The following is an 18,392-nucleotide window of genomic DNA, read 5'->3' as shown; positions in this document are numbered from 1 at the left end:
AATGAACGGCAAGCCTAGCGCAATTGTCGGCGCAATGCTTCTGCTTCCTGGGTATGAGCGGCCAAAAAGCAGGTTTGTCACCTGACATTTTTGCCAGTTGTGGCCTGAGCGCGATTCGCCCTTGAATGAGCCTCCAGGCTAATCCCGTAGGCGAGCTGTCATGATTGCACTCAAGCGAACAAGCCCTTTTTGGATGTCATTGCTATTGCTCCTGGCAATCAGTGCCCAGGCCAGGGACATGTCCAGCCTGCGCACCCAGCTGCGTCAGACCGGCGAGCAAACGGCGCAAGTGCTCAACTTCCGCCTGACCAGGACGGTGGCCGAGTGCCCGGGTGCCAAGCCACAGTTTTACTGCAGCGGTGTGCTGGTGCGCTCGGTGGCGGCAGGTAATCCGGCGACCTTCTGGAAACTCAGCGCCGAGGCGCAGCAGGTGGGGGCGGAGAGGTTCTTGTGGTTACGTGATGACGCCCCTGAGGTGGCGCCGCAGGACAAGGTGGGTTACGTATTCCTGGATGGCTTCAGTGCTACTGGCCAAGGCAAACCTTACAGCGCCAAACACACTGAAGGTGGCCAGGAGGTGGCGATTGACAACTGGAACGATCAAGCGCCCGCCGGGGTAGCCATCGAGGCGGTGTATTACAACTATGCCGACCCCACGGCACTGCTTCGGGCGCACAACGCACAACGGGCGTTCTTCGACGTCACCGGGGAGTGGTTACCGGTACTGCGCTATGCCAGAAGCGAAGACGGTCAAGTGCGCTTCGGTTTCAACTCGATGGAGCAGCTGTATTACGGCTACACCGTAGCGGCGCGGCTCAATGCGCGTTTTGCTGATACGTCGGCAAGTTGCACCGATGGCAGTCCTGCTTACTTTTGCAACGGTGTGCTGGTGCGCTCAACGGGTGTTGGCGATTTCCATGCCTGGAATCCTAGCGATGATTCCATTAGGGGCAATGGTGTGTCTTTCAACTTCTTTCGCGCTGATCAGGGTAACACCAGGACCTACACGCCACAGGGCTATGTCCTGCATGAAATCGCTGCACCTGTGTCTTACCCATTATCCGTGCGCTGTTTGTACCCTTTTGATGCCAAAACCAGCAACCGTGCCGATAAATGTGACTTCCAGCCACCGTGCGCTCCGACCATTGTCACGGCCGAGCAATGGTTGGCGCGCTATGCGGGGAGTATCAATACGAGTTGTTACATGGAGGGGAACATTGGAGGGGTGAAGCTTTCCAGCGATATTCGCCAGTCTGGAGAAGTGGATCTTGCGCAGTGGAACGAGTGGATCATCGCTACCTGGCCCCAGGACATCGGCGGCCAATTGCCTATACAAGCGTTTTTTCATAGCGACAAGGTTGCGCTCCCAGGTAACGGGCCAGTCGGTGCTCGTTATTACCAGCGAGAATACCTGCAGATTGACCGACGTTACCTGCCCATTGTTGCACTGCATCCGCTCGCCACAGACGGACAGGTTTTCACCTACTCGCCGCAGGATCAGGATGTTGACTAGCCCCGAGGCATGCGCGCTGGGCTCTTCCCAGTCCCCCATGGACATGCGGATTGCTGTTATTGGGCGGGCTCTATGGTGGTTGATTAATGGCTGTCACCTGACATTTTTGCCAGTTGTGGCCTGGCCTCAATCCGCTTTTGAATGAGCCTCCAGGCTATCTCCCGGTAGGTTGTCATGATGACTGTCAAGCGTTCGATCTTTTTTTGCATATCGTTGTTACTGCTCCTGACAACCAGTGTTCAGGCTAGGGACACGTCCAGCCTGCGCATCCCGCTGCGTCAGACCGGTGAGCAAACGGCGCAAGTGCTCAACTTCCGCCTGACCAGGACGGTGGCCGAGTGCCCAGGTGCCAAGCCACAGTTTTACTGCAGCGGTGTGCTGGTGCGCTCGGTGGCGGCAGGTAATCCGGCGACCTTCTGGAAACTCAGCGCCGAGGCGCAGCAGGTGGGGGCGGAGAGGTTCTTGTGGTTACGTGATGACGCCCCTGAGGTGGCGCCGCAGGGCAAGGTGGGTTACGTATTCCTGGATGGCTTCAGTGCTACTGGCCAAGGCAAACCTTACAGCGCCAAACACACTGAAGGTGGCCAGGAGGTGGCGATTGACAACTGGAACGATCAAGCGCCCGCCGGGGTAGCCATCGAGGCGGTGTATTACAACTATGCCGACCCCACGGCACTGCTTCGGGCGCACAACGCACAACGGGCGTTCTTCGACGTCACCGGGGAGTGGTTACCGGTACTGCGCTATGCCAGAAGCGAAGACGGTCAAGCACGCTTCGGTTTCAACTCGATGGAGCAGCTTTATTACGGTTACACCGTAGCGGCGCGGTTCAACGCACGTTTTGCCGATGCCTCGTCAAGCTGCGCCGATGATAGCCCGCCTTACTACTGCAGCGGAGTGCTGGCACGTACCACCGACGTGGGTAACTTTCATGCCTGGGACCCTAGCCCGAGTTCTGTCAGGGGCAATGGTGTGTCCTTCTCCTGGTTTCGTGCTGATCAGCACGTACGTAGGACCTACAAAGCGCAGGGTTTTGTCGTTGCCCCAATGTCTGCGCCTGTTGCCCATCCGCTGACCTTGCGCTGTCTGTACCCCTTCGATGCTGGCACCGGAGGAGCCGCCGACATGTGTAACATTCGGGGTTCATGTACGCCTGGTAAGGACACGTTTGACACGTGGTTCGCCGCTTACAGTCAAACGCCTACACGGGGTTGTGCTATCGAGCCGAATGTAACGGGTGTACAGCTCAATACCGAAATACGCAACGACAACCGGTTCAATGACGGGCTTGGCTGGAACGAGTGGATGATCGCCGCCTGGCCACAGAACATCGGCGGGCAACTGCCGCTTGAGTCGTTCTTCCACACCTCAACTTCCAATCAAGGCGGCAACGGGGTGGCTGGTGCACAAAACTTCCAGCGTGATTACCTGTCCACGGACAAACGCTACCTGCCCGTTCTGGAACTTGTACCCCTTGCGGACGGGGGGAAGATCTTCACCTACTCCCCGCAGGATCAGAGCGTTGACTGAGCGTGCGGCGTTGAACAAGAGCTGAGTCTCACGGGCCAGGTTCTCTCCTGACCCTTTGAGGGGCATCGATTCTAGCGGCGCGCCAATGTTTCGCCAGCCTGGCGCAACAGGCGTTGCGTCGATTCCCAGCCCAGGCAGCCGTCAGTGATCGACACGCCGTAGCGCAGCGGCGCCTTACCCAGTGTCTGGCAGCCATCGAACAGATGCCCTTCGAGCATCATGCCAACAATCGAACGGTCGCCTGCCAGGCGCTGGCGCAATACGTCTTCGAACACTGCAGGCTGGCGCAGCGGATCCTTGGCGCTGTTGGCGTGGCTGCAATCGACCATGATCCGCGCTGCCAATCCAGCCTTGGCCAACCCTTGGCGTGCGTGGGCAATGCTGGCCTGATCGTAGTTCGGTCCCTGATGGCCGCCGCGCAGAACCAGGTGAGTATCCGGGTTGCCCAGGGTCTCGATAATCGCCGGGTAGCCTTGGCTGTCCATGCCGAAGTGCCGGTGAGCATGGGCGGCGCTGCGCATGGCGTCGCAGGCAATCGCGACACCACCGTCGGTGCCATTCTTGAAGCCCACGGGCAGCCCCAGGCCGCTAACCATCTCACGGTGAATCTGCGACTCGGTGGTGCGCGCACCAATCGCTGCCCAGCTCAGCAAGTCGTCGAAGTAGCCAGCCGCCATCGGCTGCAGCAATTCGGTGGCAATCGGCAGGCCGCGCTCGAGCATGCCTAGCATCAAGCCGCGGGACAGGGCGATACCGGCGTGCATGTCGTCACTGCCGTCCAGGTGTGGATCGTAGGTCAGGCCTTTCCAGCCCACCGTCGTGCGGGGCTTTTCGACGTAGGCGCGCATCACCAGCAACAGTTGATCGCTGACGTGCTCGCTGAGGGCGGCGAGTCGATCAGCGTATTCCAGGGCGGAGCGTGGGTCGTGGATTGAGCAGGGACCGACGATCACCAGCAGGCGTGGATCACGGCCTTCAAGAATGGCGCGTACCGCCTGGCGGTGCTGTTCAACCTGGTGGGTGAGGGCATTGGACAGCGGCAGCTGCTGCTTGAGCGCGTGCGGGCTGGGGAGACGTTGGCTGACGGCGCTGTTGGCCGCTTGAGACTGTCTCAGGGGCAGAGCGAGCGAAGACGATTGCATGGCGATTTTTCCCTGGGCGGACGGCGGGTTCTGTCCCGCGCGGTCGGCCCTATCGAGGTGTTCGACAAAGAGCCGGATTGGCATTCGGTGTGGTGATGCCACCTGTGATGGACCGGTCGGAGGCGGCAGGCTGGCCCGAACGGGATTGGCTAAATCGCCAGGCGGTAAAGCTTGGGTAACGGTAATAAGTGGCGTAGTTCATGGGGTAAATCCTCGTTATCTGTTCGGTTGTCGTGGGGCCTGAAAAACAAAACCCCCGGTCGGGGAGCCGACCGGGGGTTGAGTATTCTCGTGTTCGGCGGCCCCTTGAAAGTGGGCGCCGGTGTAGGTATCAGCGGCGCCTGTGGCTAAACCAATACCCAAAATAAAACGCAGCAGGAGCAACAGTCGCGCACTCGGCCACAGCCAGCAGGGGGCGCGATGGGCGACCTGCGGGGTGAGCGTGAGTGTGGGTGGATGGCGACATGGGACTCTCCAGTTGATGAGGTCGAGCTTACTTCAGGCATTGCTGTGGTTTCAACGGTTAATTTGCATCTGCACGATTTGTGCTGACTATCGTCGCCTCGGGGCGCTGACGTCGACCTAGTATTTTTGTCAGTTGTGGGCTCTCTTCGCCAGGCATATCGTCTTTTGGCCTTCTCGGCATAACGGCAAAAGGAGATAGCCATGACCAATATCGAAGCCTTTAATAGCATTGACGTTGTCGACGATCCCTCGGATGGCACACAAAACTTGCGACAACTGCTGACTACTTTCAATGCGCACCATTCCGGGCAAGCAGCATCAGGTATTCATAAACCTTACATATACAAAGCCCAAAGCCCAGTTGCAAATGCTGACTTTGGCATTAGCGATGAACTGGTTGGTGAGCACAGTGACGGGTTAATAGTCGTCATCCAGCCTTATCCGAACATGCAGAGCGGGGATACGATCAAACTTTATTGGGCCGATAAGGTCGTGGCCTTCAAGAAGGTACTGCCCGGCCAGGTGGGCGCTCTGATTACACTCAATGTGCCCAGTGATAAAATCCCGCAAGGCCACCATTCGATGTTTATCGACGTGGGCGGCAAGCGTTCAGCCAGCGTAACGACAGAAGTGGTTTACGGTCAGCCAGGGCTCGGTGCGAACGGGGAGGTGGTCGAGCTGCCTGCCCCCAACGTTGCAGTTCCCACTACAGGCGTGATCGAGCAGGCACATGCCAAAAGTAAGATAAAGGTGACCATTGCCCCGTATTCAGGGATGAAAGCCCATGATCGGATCTATTTGTTTTGGGGCGAAGAACTGGCGACCGAGCATGTGGTAACCAGCGGACAAATTGGCAAGCCAATTGTCTTGGAAGTGGATGAAGCGGCGATACGCCGTGCAGGCGACAGCGACCGTGTGCCCGTTTACTACTACATCGAAGATGAGGTAGGCAACGAGTCTGAGTGGTCGGCTGATACCTGGGTCAACGTCAACTTGTCGGGCAAACCCACTCAACCGAATCATGACCAAAATCCGGGTGCCCCGATTATTCTTGATCCGAACGGCGCCGGTGCCTCCGTGTCTGAGGTCGACCTGAGTGGTATCGCCGACCAGGACCTGGAAATCAAAGTGCCTGGTCCCTTTCAAGTCGGTGACAGCATTACCCTGTACTGGGTAGGTACCACCGGCGAAGACTTTGCCAGCGCTTTGACCCTTGGACCGGTTGTCGTCACCGACGCAGCCCAGGCGTTGACATTCAAGATTCCCAATGACCACCTGATTAAGTTGGGCAATGGCAGTGGTAAAGCGTTTTACATCCGCAAGCGCAACAACGTCGAAGTGGTCTCCAAGGTAGCCTACGTCAATTTCAAAGGGCAGATCATCCGTCTACCAGAGCCACTGGTGGATGAGGCCGATGAGGAGGCTTGGGTCGACGCGGATCTGGCAAACGTTCATGTCATCATTCCCAGTACGGCCAACTTGCAGCACGAAGATGAAGTCACCGTCGTTTGGCGCGGTACTCAGGCCGATGGCAGTGTGGTGGAATTGGAAGGCAAGATGTTCCGGGTCAGTAAAAGCCGTGCTGGCAAGCAACTGGCCTTGCGGCAGGTGGGTAAAAACTTCCTCAAACCGTTTGACGGAGGGTGGGCTGAGGTCGCTTATAGGATTAAGCGAGGACAGGTTACGGTGCAGTCTGCCTGGGCATTCATCGATATTGGCTATACGGTAGAAACGCTCGCGGCGCCTAGCACAGACCCTAAACTTCCCGAAAACACGCTCAACCCGGCACTCGATACCTATAAGTTTGGTTTGGACGTGACGATCCCAGATTTGGGCAGCCTGCCGACGCCGTGCACCGTGTACTTGCATTGGAGCACGTCGGAAGGTTTTTACTACGAGGATGAGCAGGCGCTCGAAGCCGGAGACAAAGTCAGTGGCTTCCAGGTCCCGAAGGAGGAGCTGCAGATTGAGGGCAAAGAGGTGGTAGAAGTGACGCTCTACTACAGTGTTGTCTGGGACGATAGGCCGAGTCAGGCGTCCAGGGATCTGGTGTTCAAGATTGCTGCGCCAGGAATGCGTGAGCCTGAAATGTGGATTGATCAAAGCACGATGGTTATTGAGAATGAGCCGTTTCCTGGTTCCGTCTATGTGGGTGGAAAATGGACTAGTGGCGATCTCAAAGTGTCGCCGAGCTACCAGCTAAAAGTCAGATTGCCTAAAGGTGGTCAACCGCCATTCACATTTGCCTCAAGCAATCGAAGTGTTCTAACTGTGGATAATCAAGGGAAGTTGACAGTCTTAAGGAAGAATGGTGTTTCAGCAATTACAGTGACTGATGCGCGCAATCAAAGCACTTCTTATAATGTAACTGTAAAAGGTTGCTTTGCCTTCTGCACTTATATTGGTGTTCATAGGTTTGATCAGTTAACTAATATAAGAAATTTCTTTATTGCTCAAAAAACCATGGGGGCACCTATTTCACAAACAATGTGGGCTAGGATTTGTCAGAAGTATGGCCCTATGCCAAGTGTTCATATTGCCGGAAAATGGACGTCACTTGGGCAGCGTAACTCGAATAACGAGGTGGCCTGTTGCGATGGCGGTACTGATGCCTACCAGTGGGCAGGAAATAAGCAAGTTTTCTCCGCCGCTATGTGTGCATATATCTACCCGTAACGGAGTACGCCTTATGCCGCTGCGAATTGGCCCAGTGCCAATTCGCAGCGGTAGCGCGCACCCACAGGCAAGTGCACTACAGCGCGTAATGCTTGAGCTCCCTGGCGATCAGCATCCGTTGGATCTCGCTTGAGCCCTCATAGATCTGAGTAATCCGCGCATCACGGTAGTAACGTTCCACCGGATAGTCTTCCAGGTAACCATACCCACCATGTACCTGAATCGCTTTGGAGCAGACGCGCTCGGCCATTTCCGAGGCAAACAGCTTGGCTTGGGACGCTTCGCTCAGGCAGGGTTTGCCCGCGCTGCGCAGGCGCGCGGCATGCAAGATCAGCAGGCGAGCAGCATTGATCTGCACCTGCATGTCGGCCAGCAGGTTGGCGATGCTCTGATGTTCGTTGATCGGCTTGCCAAACTGGATACGCTCACGGGAATAGGCCAGGGCGGCCTCAAACGCGGCGCGGGCAATGCCCAAGGCCTGAGCAGCAATGCCGATGCGACCGCCTTCGAGGTTGGACAGGGCAATGGCCAGACCCTTGCCACGTTCACCGAGCATATTGCTGGCGGGAATGCGGCAGTTGTTCAGCGTGACGGCACAGGTGTCGGAGGCACGGATGCCCATTTTGTGTTCGCTGCGATCAACCACAAAACCTTCGTTTTCGGTAGGCACCAGGAACGCTGAGATGCCTTTCTTGCCCAGCTCCGGATCAGTCACCGCAAAGACGATGGCCAAGCCGGCACGCCGGGCATTGCTGACAAATTGCTTAGCGCCGTTGATGACCCAGTGATCGCCCTGCAATTGGGCGCGGGTACGTAAGTTGTGCGCTTCGGAGCCCGCTTGTGGCTCGGTCAGGCAGAAGCAGCCAATCACTTCGCCGGTGGCCAGGCGCTGCAGCCAGGTGTGTTGCTGTTCAGCACTGCCATAGGCGAGCAGGGGGCCACAGCCTACCGAGTTGTGGATGCTCATCAACGCTCCCGTGGCGCCATCACCGGCGGCGATTTCCTCCACGGCCAGGGCATAGGCGACGTAGTCGGTGTAGCTACCACCCCATTGTTCGGGCACGACCATGCCGAGCAGGCCCAGCTCGCCCATTTTCTTCACGACGGCATCATCGATCCACGCGGCTTTTTCCCAGGCCTGGGCATGCGGCGCGATCTCGCCACGGGCAAAGTCGCGGGCCATGTCGCGGATCATGATCTGTTCTTCTGTCAGTTCCAGGTCTTGCATCTGCGTACTCCAGGCCTCATAGGCCTTCGAAGAATTGATCCACGCGTGAACGGCTCAGGCCGGCGAGGGTCGCGGGGTTCCAGCGTGGCTGCTTGTCCTTGTCGATGATCAGCGCGCGCACGCCTTCGATCAGGTCACCGTGCTCGAACCATTGCCGGTCCAGGTGCAGTTCCATCTTGAAGCAGTCTTCCAGGCTCAAGTGTCGGCCACGACGGAGCATCTCCAGGGTCACGGCCATTGCCAAGGGCGAGCGGGTTTCCATCAGCTCGGCGGCTTTCACTGCCCATTCATGGCTGTCGGCGACGGTCACCGCGCGCAGTTGTTCCACGATACTGCTGACCTCAGGCAGGGCAAAGAAGTGATCGATGGCCGGGCGCAGTTTGGCCAGGGGCGCGTCGTCCAGTACTTGGGTGCCCAGTTTGGCCAGTACGCCTTGCAGGTCCTTGAGCGGGTGTGCACCGAATGTCAGGCTATCGAGGCGCTCGTCGAGCAGGGCCAGTTTGCTGCTGTCCAGGTACCAGTCGGCCAGGCCGCAGTACAGCGCATCAGCGGCCTGAACCTGTACGCCAGTCACGCCCAGATAGGTGCCCAGCTCGCCAGGCACGCGAGAGAGGAAATAGCTGCCGCCGACATCCGGGAAGTAACCGATGCCCACTTCCGGCATGGCCAGGCGGCTGCGCTCGGTGACCACCCGCAGCTCCGCACCCTGGGCCAGGCCCATGCCGCCACCCAGGGTAAAGCCGTCCATCAGCGCCAGAATCGGCTTGCGGTAATGGTGGATGCACAAGTCGAGGGCGTACTCCTCGACGAAGAAATCGCGGTGCAGGCTGTCACCGGCTTTGTAGCTGTCGTAAAGCGAACGGATGTCGCCGCCGGCACAGAAGCCTTTCGGGCCTTCGCCGCGCAGCACCACGGCATGTACTTGATCATCAACCGCCCAGGCGTTGAGCTGCTGCTGAAGGCTGCGAACCATGTCCAGGGTCAGGGCGTTGAGGCCAGCTGGGCGGTTGAGGGTCAAGTGACCGATATGGTTGCGAACCTGGGCCAGAATCGGCGCCGCAGTCGGCGTTTGAACGTGCGCGGTCATCGCTGTCTCCCTGCTTTGTTATTGATTTTCCAGGTGAATTGTCACGATCTGGATAGACGCTCGAAGATCAACGGATCCTATCAGTGCAAATTTGCTCAATACAATCGACAAAACTGCAGGCTGAATCTGCATTTTTGCATGCGTGGATGCGCCTACCGTGGCAGGCGTCCGCTGACAAAATGCGCGACATCGTTGTAACCGTGGGTGGAGGCGTGCCCCGCTGTTACCAGTGAGTCGATGAAGGCTTCATCGTCAGCGCTGATCTTTACCTGCAGTGCGCCACTGTAGGTATCCCACTGGGCCTCGGTGCGCGGTCCGACGATGGCAGAGCTGACCAGCTGATTGTTGAGTACCCAGGCAATGGCGAACTCAACCATGCCCACGCCCTTGTCCTGGGTGTACGCGTGGATCTTTTGGGCAATGGCCAGCGACTCGGGGCGCCACTCGGTTTCCAGGATGCGCTTGTCCTGGCGCCCAGCGCGGCTGCCGGCATCCGGTGTCGCATTGGGCGCGTACTTGCCGCTGAGCACACCGCGGGCCAACGGGCTGAAGGGCACGATGCCCAAGCCGTGATGGGCGGCGGCATGAAACTGTTCGGGCTCGGCCTGGCGGTTGACGATGTTGTACAGCGGCTGGCTGACCACAGGTTTTGGCACACCCATGCGTTCGGCCAGGTTGCAGATCTCGGCGATGCGCCAGCCCCGGAAGTTGGACACGCCCCAATGACGAATCTTGCCCTGGCGCAGCAGGTCGCCCATCGCGGCAACAGTGACCTCCAGTGGTGTGCTGTGGTCTTCGCGGTGCAGGTAATAGATGTCCAGGTAATCGCTGCCCAGGCGCGTCAGGCTGGCGTCGATGGCGTTGAAGATGTGCTTGCGGCTCAAACCGCTGCGGTTCGGAACGCCATCGGCCGGGCCAAAGCCGACCTTGCTGGCCAGGATCCAGTCATGGCGATTGCGGGCAATGGCTTCACCTACGATCTCTTCACTGCGTCCGGCGTTGTACACGTCAGCAGTGTCGATGAAGTTGATGCCCTGGTCCCAGGCTTTGTCGATAATGCGCAGTGAGTCTTCGGCGCTGGTTGCCTCGCCGAACATCATGCTGCCCAGGGTCAGGGCGGACACTTGCAGGCCGCTGCGGCCCAGTGGACGGTAGATCATGATCAGGATTCCATGGCGGTTTGGATCCGATCTGTTTTACACAGTTACAGCAGTGATTGAAAGCATCGTGAGAGCGTCTTGCCCGGCCTATCGTAGCCGCTGTCGCCAGGCTGCGATCGGCTGCGAAGCAGTCGTCATGCAGTCTACCCGATGGGCCCGCATGGCGGCCGTTTCACGCCCGATCGCAGCCTGGCGGCAGCGGCTACGAATCGAGACGCAATTAGTTCACTTGCTCACCCACCAACGCGCCGGACCGCACCCGCGATACCCGCAAAGCCACCAGGCTGCCGACCACAATCAACGCCGCCAGCGAATACAGCGCCGCATCGGTTGACCCGGTCTGGTCCTTGATGAAACCCACCAGGTAGGGGCTGAGAAAGCCGGCCATCTGCCCGACCGAGTTGATGATCGCCAGGCCCGCGACGGCCGTACCGGCGCTGAGCAGGGCGGTGGGCATCGGCCAGAACATCGGCAGGCCGGTGAGGGCGCCCATGGTGGCGATGCTCAGACCAATAATGGCAATGACCGGGTTGTGGGCGAAGTTGACTGCAATCAACAGGCCTACTGCACCCATCAGCATCGGCACCACAAGGTGCCAGCGCCGTTCGTTGCGCAGGTCCGCCGAGCGGCCTACCAGCAACATGAACACACCTGCGAGCAAATAAGGGATCGCGCTCAGCCAGCCAATCAGCAACGCATCACTGAAGCCCAGGCTTTTGATAATCGACGGTAACCAGAAGTTGATCGCGTAAACACCACTCTGGATACAGAAGTAGACAAAGCCAAAGGTCCAGATCATTGGATTGGTGAATACCGACAGCAGGCTGTCACTGGCCGTGACCGGCTTGTTGGCTGCATCGACCGCCAGGTCATGCTTGATCATCTCACGCTCGGCGGGGCTCAGCCATTTGGCTGTGGCATAGCCGTCACTGAGCAGGAAAATGGCGAGGAAACCGAGTAATACAGTCGGCAGGCCCTGAATCAGGAACATCCACTGCCAGCCGGCCAAGCCATGCTGGCCTGCCGCAAAGTGGTTGAGGATCCATCCGGAGAACGGTCCGCCCAGTAGACCCGATACCGGAATAGCCGACATGAACAAGGCCATGATCCGTCCACGCCGGGTCGCCGGGAACCAGCGCGAGAGGTACAACACGATACCGGGAAAGAAGCCTGCTTCAGCCGCACCGGTGAACAGGCGCAGCACATAGAACTCCATCGGCGTGGTGACAAACAGCAGGCACGTCGACAACGCGCCCCAGGCAATCATCATCAGCGCGATCCAGCGACGCGGGCCGAAGCGGTTGAGGGCCAGGTTACTGGGCAGGCCACACAGCACATAGCCAATGAAGAAGATCCCGGCACCGAGGCCGTAGATGGTTTCGCTGAATTTCAGTGCGTCGAGCATCTGCAACTTGGCAAAGCCAACGTTGACCCGGTCCAGGTAGTTGAACAGGTAGCAGATGAAAATGAAGGGAATCAGCCGCAGGGTGATGCGCCGATACAGCGCGTTGCGGGTGTCGTCTTGGCCTTGGTCAGGGGCAGGGCTGTATGACATGATTTGCTCTCTGTTGTTATGTTTATCGCCGCCGCCTGCGTTGAGGTGGCTCGCGATGAGTCTCGGTGAGCGGACCGTGGCTGTCTTTGTGCTTATGCACAGCATTTTCGGTGGCTTGCTGTGCCCCGGACCAATCATTGCGACAACAAGGATCCTCCTATGTTCGAACTGGACCATGACCTGGCGCAAGATATCGTCGATCGCGCGATGGCCATTTTGCCCTGCAACGTCAACGTCATGGACAGCCAGGGGCTGATCCTTGGTAGCGGTGAACCGGAGCGCATCAATACTCGTCACGAAGGCGCCCAGTTGGTGTTAGCCAATGGCCGGATCGTCGAATTGGATGTTGATGCAGCCAAGTGCCTGAAAGGGGTACAGCCGGGCGTCAACTTGCCGCTGATGCTCGACGGACGCTTGATCGGCGTACTGGGCCTGACGGGCGAGCCACAACAGTTGCGCACCTACGCCGAGCTGGTGCGCATGACCGCCGAAATGCTCCTGGCCCAGCGCCATCTACAGGTCGAGCAGCAATGGCGACGGCAGCGCTGCGATGACCTGTTGGCCTTATTGCTCGGCGGTTCAGGGGATTCGCCGCGCTTGGTTGATGAAGCCCGGCAGTTGGGGCTCAAACCCCAGTTGCCGCGGGTGCCTTGCCTGTTTGAACTGGATGCCGGATCTACCGCCGAGACCTTGGCCAGTTGGCTGATGAGCCGTTATCCGGACAGTTGGTGTGTCAGCCCCGCGCGTCAATCGCTGCTCTGGTGTCGCCCGGCCAGCGTTACTCTGGATGAGCCGCGCCTGCTGGAGAAGCTCCAGCGCCATGCCTGGCAGGTGCAACGCTTGGCCAGCGGCTCGCCCGCACAGAGCCTTGAACAGTTGCGCCGTGGCTATCGCCGGGTGCGTGATTTGCTCGCCTACGGACGTGAAGTGCTGCCAGCCGAACAGATCCTTACCTTGAGCCGCTACCGCCTGCCGGCGCTGCTCTGGCGTCACCGCAACGATGACGCCCTGGACGAGTTGCTCGAACCGTTGCAGCGCATTCGCGGCAAAGACAATAGCGGTCAGCTGTTGGCTACCTTGCGCGCCTGGTGTGCCCACGATGGCCAGAGCCAGGCCTGCGCCGACGCGCTGGGCATCCACCGCAACAGTCTGCGTTACCGCCTGGAGCGCATTGCCGAACTCAGTGAAGTCGATCCCTTGCGCCTGGACGGCATACTGAGCCTGTATCTGGGTTTGCAATTGCTGCCTGCCGACGCCTGATTGGGCAAACTGACCAAAGCCTGTGTGCAGCCTTTGTGCATCCGACACAAGCGCGCAGGCGGCCTAGCTGTCAGCATGCAACGATCTGCAGCAGGAGAATTCGCATGAAAATCGTCATCGCCCCCGACTCGTTCAAGGACAGCCTCAGCGCCGCAGGCGTGGCCGATGCCATTGGCCTGGGGCTCGCTGATGTCTGGCCCGCCGCGCAACTGCTCAAGTGCCCGATGGCGGATGGTGGCGAAGGCACCATGGAGGCGATCATCGCCGCCTGTAACGGCGAGCTGCGTTATCAGCAAGTACAAGGCCCGTTAGGCGAGCCTGTGCAAGCCGGTTGGGGCTGGCTGGCCGACAATCACACGGCAATTATCGAGATGGCCCAGGCCAGCGGCCTACAGTTGCTCAGCCTCAGCCAGCGTGATGCCTGTCGCAGCAGTACCTATGGCACCGGTCAGTTGATCAGTGCCGCCCTCGATGCCGGGGCGCGGCGAATCATCCTGGCCATCGGTGGCAGCGCCACCAACGATGGCGGCAGTGGCATGCTGCGCGCGTTGGGGCTGCGCTTGTTCGATGCACTTGATCAGCCACTGGCCGAGGGTGGTTTGGCATTGGCCCAGTTGATGCGCCTGGATGCCAGTGAGCTTGATCCGCGCTTGCTCCAGGTGCAATTGGAAGTGGCTGCCGACGTCGACAATCCGCTGTGCGGCTGCAACGGTGCCTCGGCTATCTTTGGCCCTCAAAAGGGTGCCAGCCCTGAGCAGGTGCAGTGGCTGGACCACGCCTTGGGGCATTTTGCTGACCATTGCGCGCACTTGCTGGGTGAGGACGTGCGCGACTTTCCAGGCTGCGGCGCGGCCGGCGGCATGGGCTTTGCGGCCAAGGCCTTCATGCACGCGGCTTTTCGGCCGGGTATCGACGTGGTGGCGGAACTGGCCGGGCTCGACGCAGCGGTGCAGGGTGCTGACCTGGTCATTACCGGCGAAGGTCGCTTCGATGCGCAAACCTTGCGCGGCAAGACCCCGTTTGGCGTCGCTCGCATCGCCAAGCGTCATGGTGTGCCAGTGGTGGTGATTGCCGGGACACTGGGGGAGGGCTATGAGCAGCTGTACCATCATGGTATCGATGCCGCATTTGCGCTGACAAGTGGGCCGATGAGCCTTGAGTACGCCTGCGCCCATGCTGCGGTACTGCTGCAGGCGCGGGCTGGCGACATCGCTCGACTTTGGGATTGTGCCAGCAAATCAGCTCATTGAGCGGTGTGGGTGAGCTGCGTCGGTGCGCTACTGAGCACCGCCTGCGCATCACCGCGAAACCCACACCAGATGCCGATCCGCAGCACGCCGCGATTATTTCATCGTAATGAATGCTTTCTACGCATCATTTTTCGTATTCAGATACCATGTAAATACATAGTACGTACCACATTACGAAAAGATAGGGGTAAGCATGGCTCGCGGCGGCATCAACAAGGCGGTAGTGCAGAAGGCGCGTCAGGCGCTACTGGCCCGCGGCCTCAATCCGAGCATCGATGCAGTACGTATCGAACTGGGCAATACCGGTTCAAAAACCACTATTCATCGCTACCTGAAAGAGCTGAACAGTCAGCTCCCGGCACAGCGGGCCAGTGCGCCCACTCTCAGCGATGCGCTGACAACGCTGGTTGAGCAGTTGGCTGAGCAAATACGCGAAGAAGGGGAGGCACGCATCGAGCAGGCGCGTAGCGCTTTTGAGGCGGAGCGACAAACGCTGGCGCACAACGCCAGCCCTGAACAACGTGAGCAAGAGCAGCGCCGTCATGAAGGACAAGCGCAGCTACTGCAGGTCGAGTTACGTCAGTTGCAGCAAACCTTGATCGTTAAACAGGACGAGCTGACGCGCTTGAACCGTGACAACGAAGGCTTGTTGGTGCAGGTCCGCACGCTGAAGGATGCCCAGCGCACATTCAAAACTCAGGGTGAGCGCCGCCAGGCACAGATCCAAGGGCTGGAGGTGAATCTGGCGCAGCTGGAAGGTTCGCGCACTGAGCTGGAGAAACAGAACCAGAACCTGGCGCTGAGCCTGGCTGAGCGGGTGACCGAATTACGTCAGCAATTGCAACTGATCGGCAAGCTTGAGGCGCAACTGAACCAGGCAGAAAAGACCATTGAGCGGTTGCGCCTGCTTGAGGGTTAATGGATCCAGTGTCTCAACGCTATCCTTCCGTTGCAGGGCGATAATCGAACAGAAATGTGTTCACGCTAACATTTATCTAACATACTGATAAATAAGATAATTACTTATAACCCATAAGAATGATTAACGGTTTCTGCCTTTCGCCACTCATGACCGGCTAGAGATACCCGGTTGTCTATGGATCCATTATCTGATTGATTAGCGCCTGACGACGGCGGGAGCCCTCCTGCCCGTAGGCGATAACAATTACAAAAAGGGTTCAGTCATGAATGGCTTATCAAGGGTGCGGAACTCCCGGGGTTCCCGCCGCTTTCTTTGCGCGTGCACGTACATCTGCGTCCTCTCGCCTCTGGTCGCCACCGACCCACAGGTGACCCATGACTATTGATCTCAAGCAGCGTGTCGATAACGACCCGATGGGTAGGTTCCAGTGCCTGGCCATCGGCATTTGTATTGTGCTGAATATGATCGACGGCTTTGACGTGTTGGTGATGGCATTCACTGCCGCCTCGGTTTCAGCAGAGTGGAGCCTGGGAGGGGCGCAGGTCGGCCTGTTGCTCAGTGCTGGCTTGTTCGGCATGGCTGCCGGTTCGCTGTTTATCGCCCCCTGGGCCGACCGCTTTGGCCGTCGCCCGTTGATCCTGTTTTGCCTTGCCCTGTCGGGCGTCGGTATGTTGCTTTCGGCGTTGAGCCAGAGCCCGCTGCAACTGGCGCTGTTGCGCGGCCTGACCGGGTTGGGCATCGGCGGCATTCTTGCCAGCAGTAATGTCATCGCCAGTGAATATGCCAGCAAGCGTTGGCGTGGGCTGGCGGTCAGCCTGCAGTCCACCGGTTATGCCCTGGGCGCGACCCTCGGCGGCCTGCTGGCGGTGTGGCTGTTGAGTCATTGGGGCTGGCGTTCGGTGTTCCTGTTTGGCGGCATTGTCACTTTGCTGGTGATCCCTCTGGTGTTGCTGTGGTTGCCAGAATCGCTGGACTTTTTGTTGGCGCGGCGCCCGGCCAATGCGCTGGCGCGGGTCAATCACCTGGCCGTGCGGCTCGGGCAGCCGCTGCTGGCACAGCTGCCGCCGCTACAGGTCAAGGAGGCGGGTGCCGCGACCGGGTTCAGGCGGTTGCTGACACCTGCCATGCGCCGCACTACGTTGCTGATCTGGTTGCTGTTTTTCCTGGTGATGTTTGGCTTCTATTTCATCATGAGCTGGACCCCGAAGTTGCTCGTGGCCGCCGGCTTGTCGGCCCAGCAGGGCATCACTGGTGGGGTGCTGCTGAGCGTCGGCGGCATTCTTGGCGCGGCATTGATCGGCGGCTTGTCCTCGCGCTGGCCGCTTACCCGGGTGTTGTCATTGTTCATGCTGATCACCGCTGCGCTGCTGGTGCTGTTTGTCGGCAGCGGGTCATCGATCCTGGCGGCGCTGGGGCTCGGCTTGCTGATCGGGTTGTTCTCGAACGGTTGCGTGGCCGGGCTCTATGCGTTGTCACCGGTGGTCTATGACGCTTCGGTACGCGCCACCGGGGTTGGTTGGGGCATCGGCATTGGTCGGATCGGCGCAATCCTGTCGCCGACGGTGGCCGGTGTGTTGCTCGATGACGGCTGGCAACCGCTGCATTTGTATGGGGTGTTTGCCGCGGTCTTTGTCATAGCCGCGGGCTGCCTGCTGTTGCTCAAGCCCGCGCAAACACCGGTGCAGCCAATGATGGCCGGGGCTTAGGCCTGGCCGTCGATGATCGCCTCAGCGACCGTGGTGCAGAACCACTGCAGGGCGGCGGCGTTGTCACTGTTGGGGTGCCAGTTCAGCGAGACGTTGAACTCGGCCACCTGAAAGGGCAACTCCAGCATTTTCAACCCGCCTTCCTGAACGAACAGCCGGGCGATCTGCGCAGGCAGGACAGCGAGCAAGTCGGTACCGGGAATGATCTTCGGCAGCACCGAAAAATGTGGGACCTGCAAGCTGATCCGCCGCTGCACCTGCATGCTGTTCAACACATCTTCGACGCTGCCGTGACCGGTGGTGCGGGTGACGGTGATATGACGCTCAGCAACGAACTGTTCAAGGCTCAGCTCGCGCTCGATGCGTGGGTGGTCGGCGCTCAACAGGCAGACATAGCGCTCGCGCATCAGTACCTGACTACGGGTGCCAGGCACCGGCGGGCGGCAGATGGCGGCGTCAATCTTGCCGCAAGCCAGCCACTCACCGACCTGGTCTACCTGCAACGGCAGCACCTCGACTTCGGCGTGCGGCGCTTCGCGGTTCAGGCGCGCGAGGATGAGCGGCAAGAAACCCATTTCACCCAGGTCCGAGAGGGCAATGCGAAACCTGCGCTCGGTGGTACCCGGGTCGAAAACGCGGGTGCTCTGCACCGCACTTTCGATGCGGGTCAGCGAGTCGCGCAGTGTGGTGTACAGCTGGTCGGCGACAAAGGTGGGTTGGATACCGTCGCGGGTGCGACTGAACAGAGGGTCGCCAAACAGCTCACGCAGCCGCGCCAGGCCGTAGCTGACCGAGGGTTGGGTGACGAACAGGCGCTCGGCAGCCAGGGTCACGCTGCGGGCTTCGTAGAGGGTGACGAAGGTGCGGATCAGGTTCAGGTCGATATGGCTCATGGGGC

General features: G+C 59.3%; 13 protein-coding genes. 7 read left to right on the top strand and 6 right to left on the bottom strand.

Going from position 1 to position 18,392, the window contains the following annotated elements; genetic code table 11:
* Positions 1-238: 238 nt before the first annotated feature.
* Positions 239-1,513: a hypothetical protein gene (locus CX511_RS13940; RefSeq protein WP_220639147.1), complete on the top strand. Its 1,275-nt coding sequence runs from the start codon at positions 239-241 to the stop codon at positions 1,511-1,513.
* A gap of 174 nt (positions 1,514-1,687) precedes the next feature.
* Positions 1,688-3,043: a hypothetical protein gene (locus CX511_RS13935; RefSeq protein ID WP_220639146.1), complete on the top strand. Its 1,356-nt coding sequence runs from the start codon at positions 1,688-1,690 to the stop codon at positions 3,041-3,043.
* Positions 3,044-3,114: 71 nt separating this feature from the next.
* Here CX511_RS13935 and CX511_RS13930 read toward each other — a convergent pair whose 3' ends face one another.
* On the bottom strand, positions 3,115-4,185 hold the full coding sequence (locus CX511_RS13930) for a 3-deoxy-7-phosphoheptulonate synthase (RefSeq protein ID WP_101291892.1): 1,071 nt from the start codon (positions 4,183-4,185) through the stop codon (positions 3,115-3,117).
* Between the two features lie 666 nt (positions 4,186-4,851).
* Between CX511_RS13930 and CX511_RS13925 the strand changes: the two genes are divergently transcribed.
* Positions 4,852-7,326, top strand: coding sequence for an immunoglobulin-like domain-containing protein (locus CX511_RS13925; protein WP_101291893.1), 2,475 nt, complete (start codon positions 4,852-4,854; stop codon positions 7,324-7,326).
* A 76-nt stretch (positions 7,327-7,402) separates the two neighbouring features.
* Here CX511_RS13925 and CX511_RS13920 read toward each other — a convergent pair whose 3' ends face one another.
* The 4 genes from CX511_RS13920 to CX511_RS13905 all read right to left on the bottom strand — a co-directional run bounded on the left by CX511_RS13920 (position 7,403) and on the right by CX511_RS13905 (position 12,356).
* Positions 7,403-8,554 (bottom strand): acyl-CoA dehydrogenase family protein, encoded by a 1,152-nt coding sequence (locus CX511_RS13920; protein WP_045190464.1) that lies wholly within the window; start codon positions 8,552-8,554, stop codon positions 7,403-7,405.
* Between the two features lie 16 nt (positions 8,555-8,570).
* Complete coding sequence (locus CX511_RS13915) at positions 8,571-9,641, bottom strand: enoyl-CoA hydratase/isomerase family protein (protein ID WP_101291894.1); 1,071 nt, start codon at positions 9,639-9,641, stop codon at positions 8,571-8,573.
* Between the two features lie 152 nt (positions 9,642-9,793).
* Positions 9,794-10,801: an aldo/keto reductase gene (locus CX511_RS13910; protein ID WP_045190460.1), complete on the bottom strand. Its 1,008-nt coding sequence runs from the start codon at positions 10,799-10,801 to the stop codon at positions 9,794-9,796.
* A 220-nt stretch (positions 10,802-11,021) separates the two neighbouring features.
* A complete protein-coding gene (locus tag CX511_RS13905; protein WP_045190457.1) occupies positions 11,022-12,356 on the bottom strand; it encodes an MFS transporter in 1,335 nt (444 codons plus the stop codon).
* A gap of 159 nt (positions 12,357-12,515) precedes the next feature.
* Here CX511_RS13905 and CX511_RS13900 point away from each other — a divergent pair, with 159 nt between their 5' ends.
* From CX511_RS13900 to CX511_RS13885, 4 genes are all read left to right on the top strand, one after another.
* The gene (locus CX511_RS13900) at positions 12,516-13,616 is read left to right on the top strand and encodes a sugar diacid recognition domain-containing protein (protein ID WP_045190455.1); all 1,101 of its coding nucleotides are present in this window, start codon (positions 12,516-12,518) and stop codon (positions 13,614-13,616) included.
* 104 nt (positions 13,617-13,720) lie between these two features.
* Positions 13,721-14,866, top strand: a complete 1,146-nt coding sequence (locus CX511_RS13895; protein WP_101291895.1) for a glycerate kinase — start codon at positions 13,721-13,723, stop codon at positions 14,864-14,866.
* Positions 14,867-15,059: 193 nt separating this feature from the next.
* Positions 15,060-15,785: a DNA-binding protein gene (locus CX511_RS13890; RefSeq protein WP_101291896.1), complete on the top strand. Its 726-nt coding sequence runs from the start codon at positions 15,060-15,062 to the stop codon at positions 15,783-15,785.
* Positions 15,786-16,162: 377 nt separating this feature from the next.
* The gene (locus CX511_RS13885; protein WP_101291897.1) at positions 16,163-17,494 is read left to right on the top strand and encodes an MFS transporter; all 1,332 of its coding nucleotides are present in this window, start codon (positions 16,163-16,165) and stop codon (positions 17,492-17,494) included.
* Here the strand turns inward: CX511_RS13885 and CX511_RS13880 are convergent.
* Complete coding sequence (locus CX511_RS13880) at positions 17,491-18,387, bottom strand: LysR family transcriptional regulator (protein ID WP_045190443.1); 897 nt, start codon at positions 18,385-18,387, stop codon at positions 17,491-17,493. The two genes, CX511_RS13885 and CX511_RS13880, sit on opposite strands and share 4 nt — an antisense overlap.
* Positions 18,388-18,392 lie beyond the last annotated feature (5 nt).

It is taken from the genome of Pseudomonas sp. S06B 330 (assembly GCF_002845275.2).
Taxonomy (GTDB): Bacteria; Pseudomonadota; Gammaproteobacteria; order Pseudomonadales; family Pseudomonadaceae; genus Aquipseudomonas.
Note: the sequence above shows the minus strand (reverse complement) of the source record. Positions and strands in the feature narration are given on the sequence as shown.

Coding starts and splice junctions, on each gene's coding strand:
- CX511_RS13910 (WP_045190460.1), bottom strand. CDS start 10,801: ATGATCTACCGTCCACTGGGCCGCAGCGGCCTGCAAGTGTCCGCCCTG.
- CX511_RS13915 (WP_101291894.1), bottom strand. CDS start 9,641: ATGACCGCGCACGTTCAAACGCCGACTGCGGCGCCGATTCTGGCCCAG.
- CX511_RS13905 (WP_045190457.1), bottom strand. CDS start 12,356: ATGTCATACAGCCCTGCCCCTGACCAAGGCCAAGACGACACCCGCAAC.
- CX511_RS13895 (WP_101291895.1), top strand. CDS start 13,721: ATGAAAATCGTCATCGCCCCCGACTCGTTCAAGGACAGCCTCAGCGCC.
- CX511_RS13890 (WP_101291896.1), top strand. CDS start 15,060: ATGGCTCGCGGCGGCATCAACAAGGCGGTAGTGCAGAAGGCGCGTCAG.
- CX511_RS13930 (WP_101291892.1), bottom strand. CDS start 4,185: ATGCAATCGTCTTCGCTCGCTCTGCCCCTGAGACAGTCTCAAGCGGCC.
- CX511_RS13900 (WP_045190455.1), top strand. CDS start 12,516: ATGTTCGAACTGGACCATGACCTGGCGCAAGATATCGTCGATCGCGCG.
- CX511_RS13935 (WP_220639146.1), top strand. CDS start 1,688: ATGATGACTGTCAAGCGTTCGATCTTTTTTTGCATATCGTTGTTACTG.
- CX511_RS13880 (WP_045190443.1), bottom strand. CDS start 18,387: ATGAGCCATATCGACCTGAACCTGATCCGCACCTTCGTCACCCTCTAC.
- CX511_RS13925 (WP_101291893.1), top strand. CDS start 4,852: ATGACCAATATCGAAGCCTTTAATAGCATTGACGTTGTCGACGATCCC.
- CX511_RS13920 (WP_045190464.1), bottom strand. CDS start 8,554: ATGCAAGACCTGGAACTGACAGAAGAACAGATCATGATCCGCGACATG.
- CX511_RS13885 (WP_101291897.1), top strand. CDS start 16,163: ATGACTATTGATCTCAAGCAGCGTGTCGATAACGACCCGATGGGTAGG.
- CX511_RS13940 (WP_220639147.1), top strand. CDS start 239: ATGTCCAGCCTGCGCACCCAGCTGCGTCAGACCGGCGAGCAAACGGCG.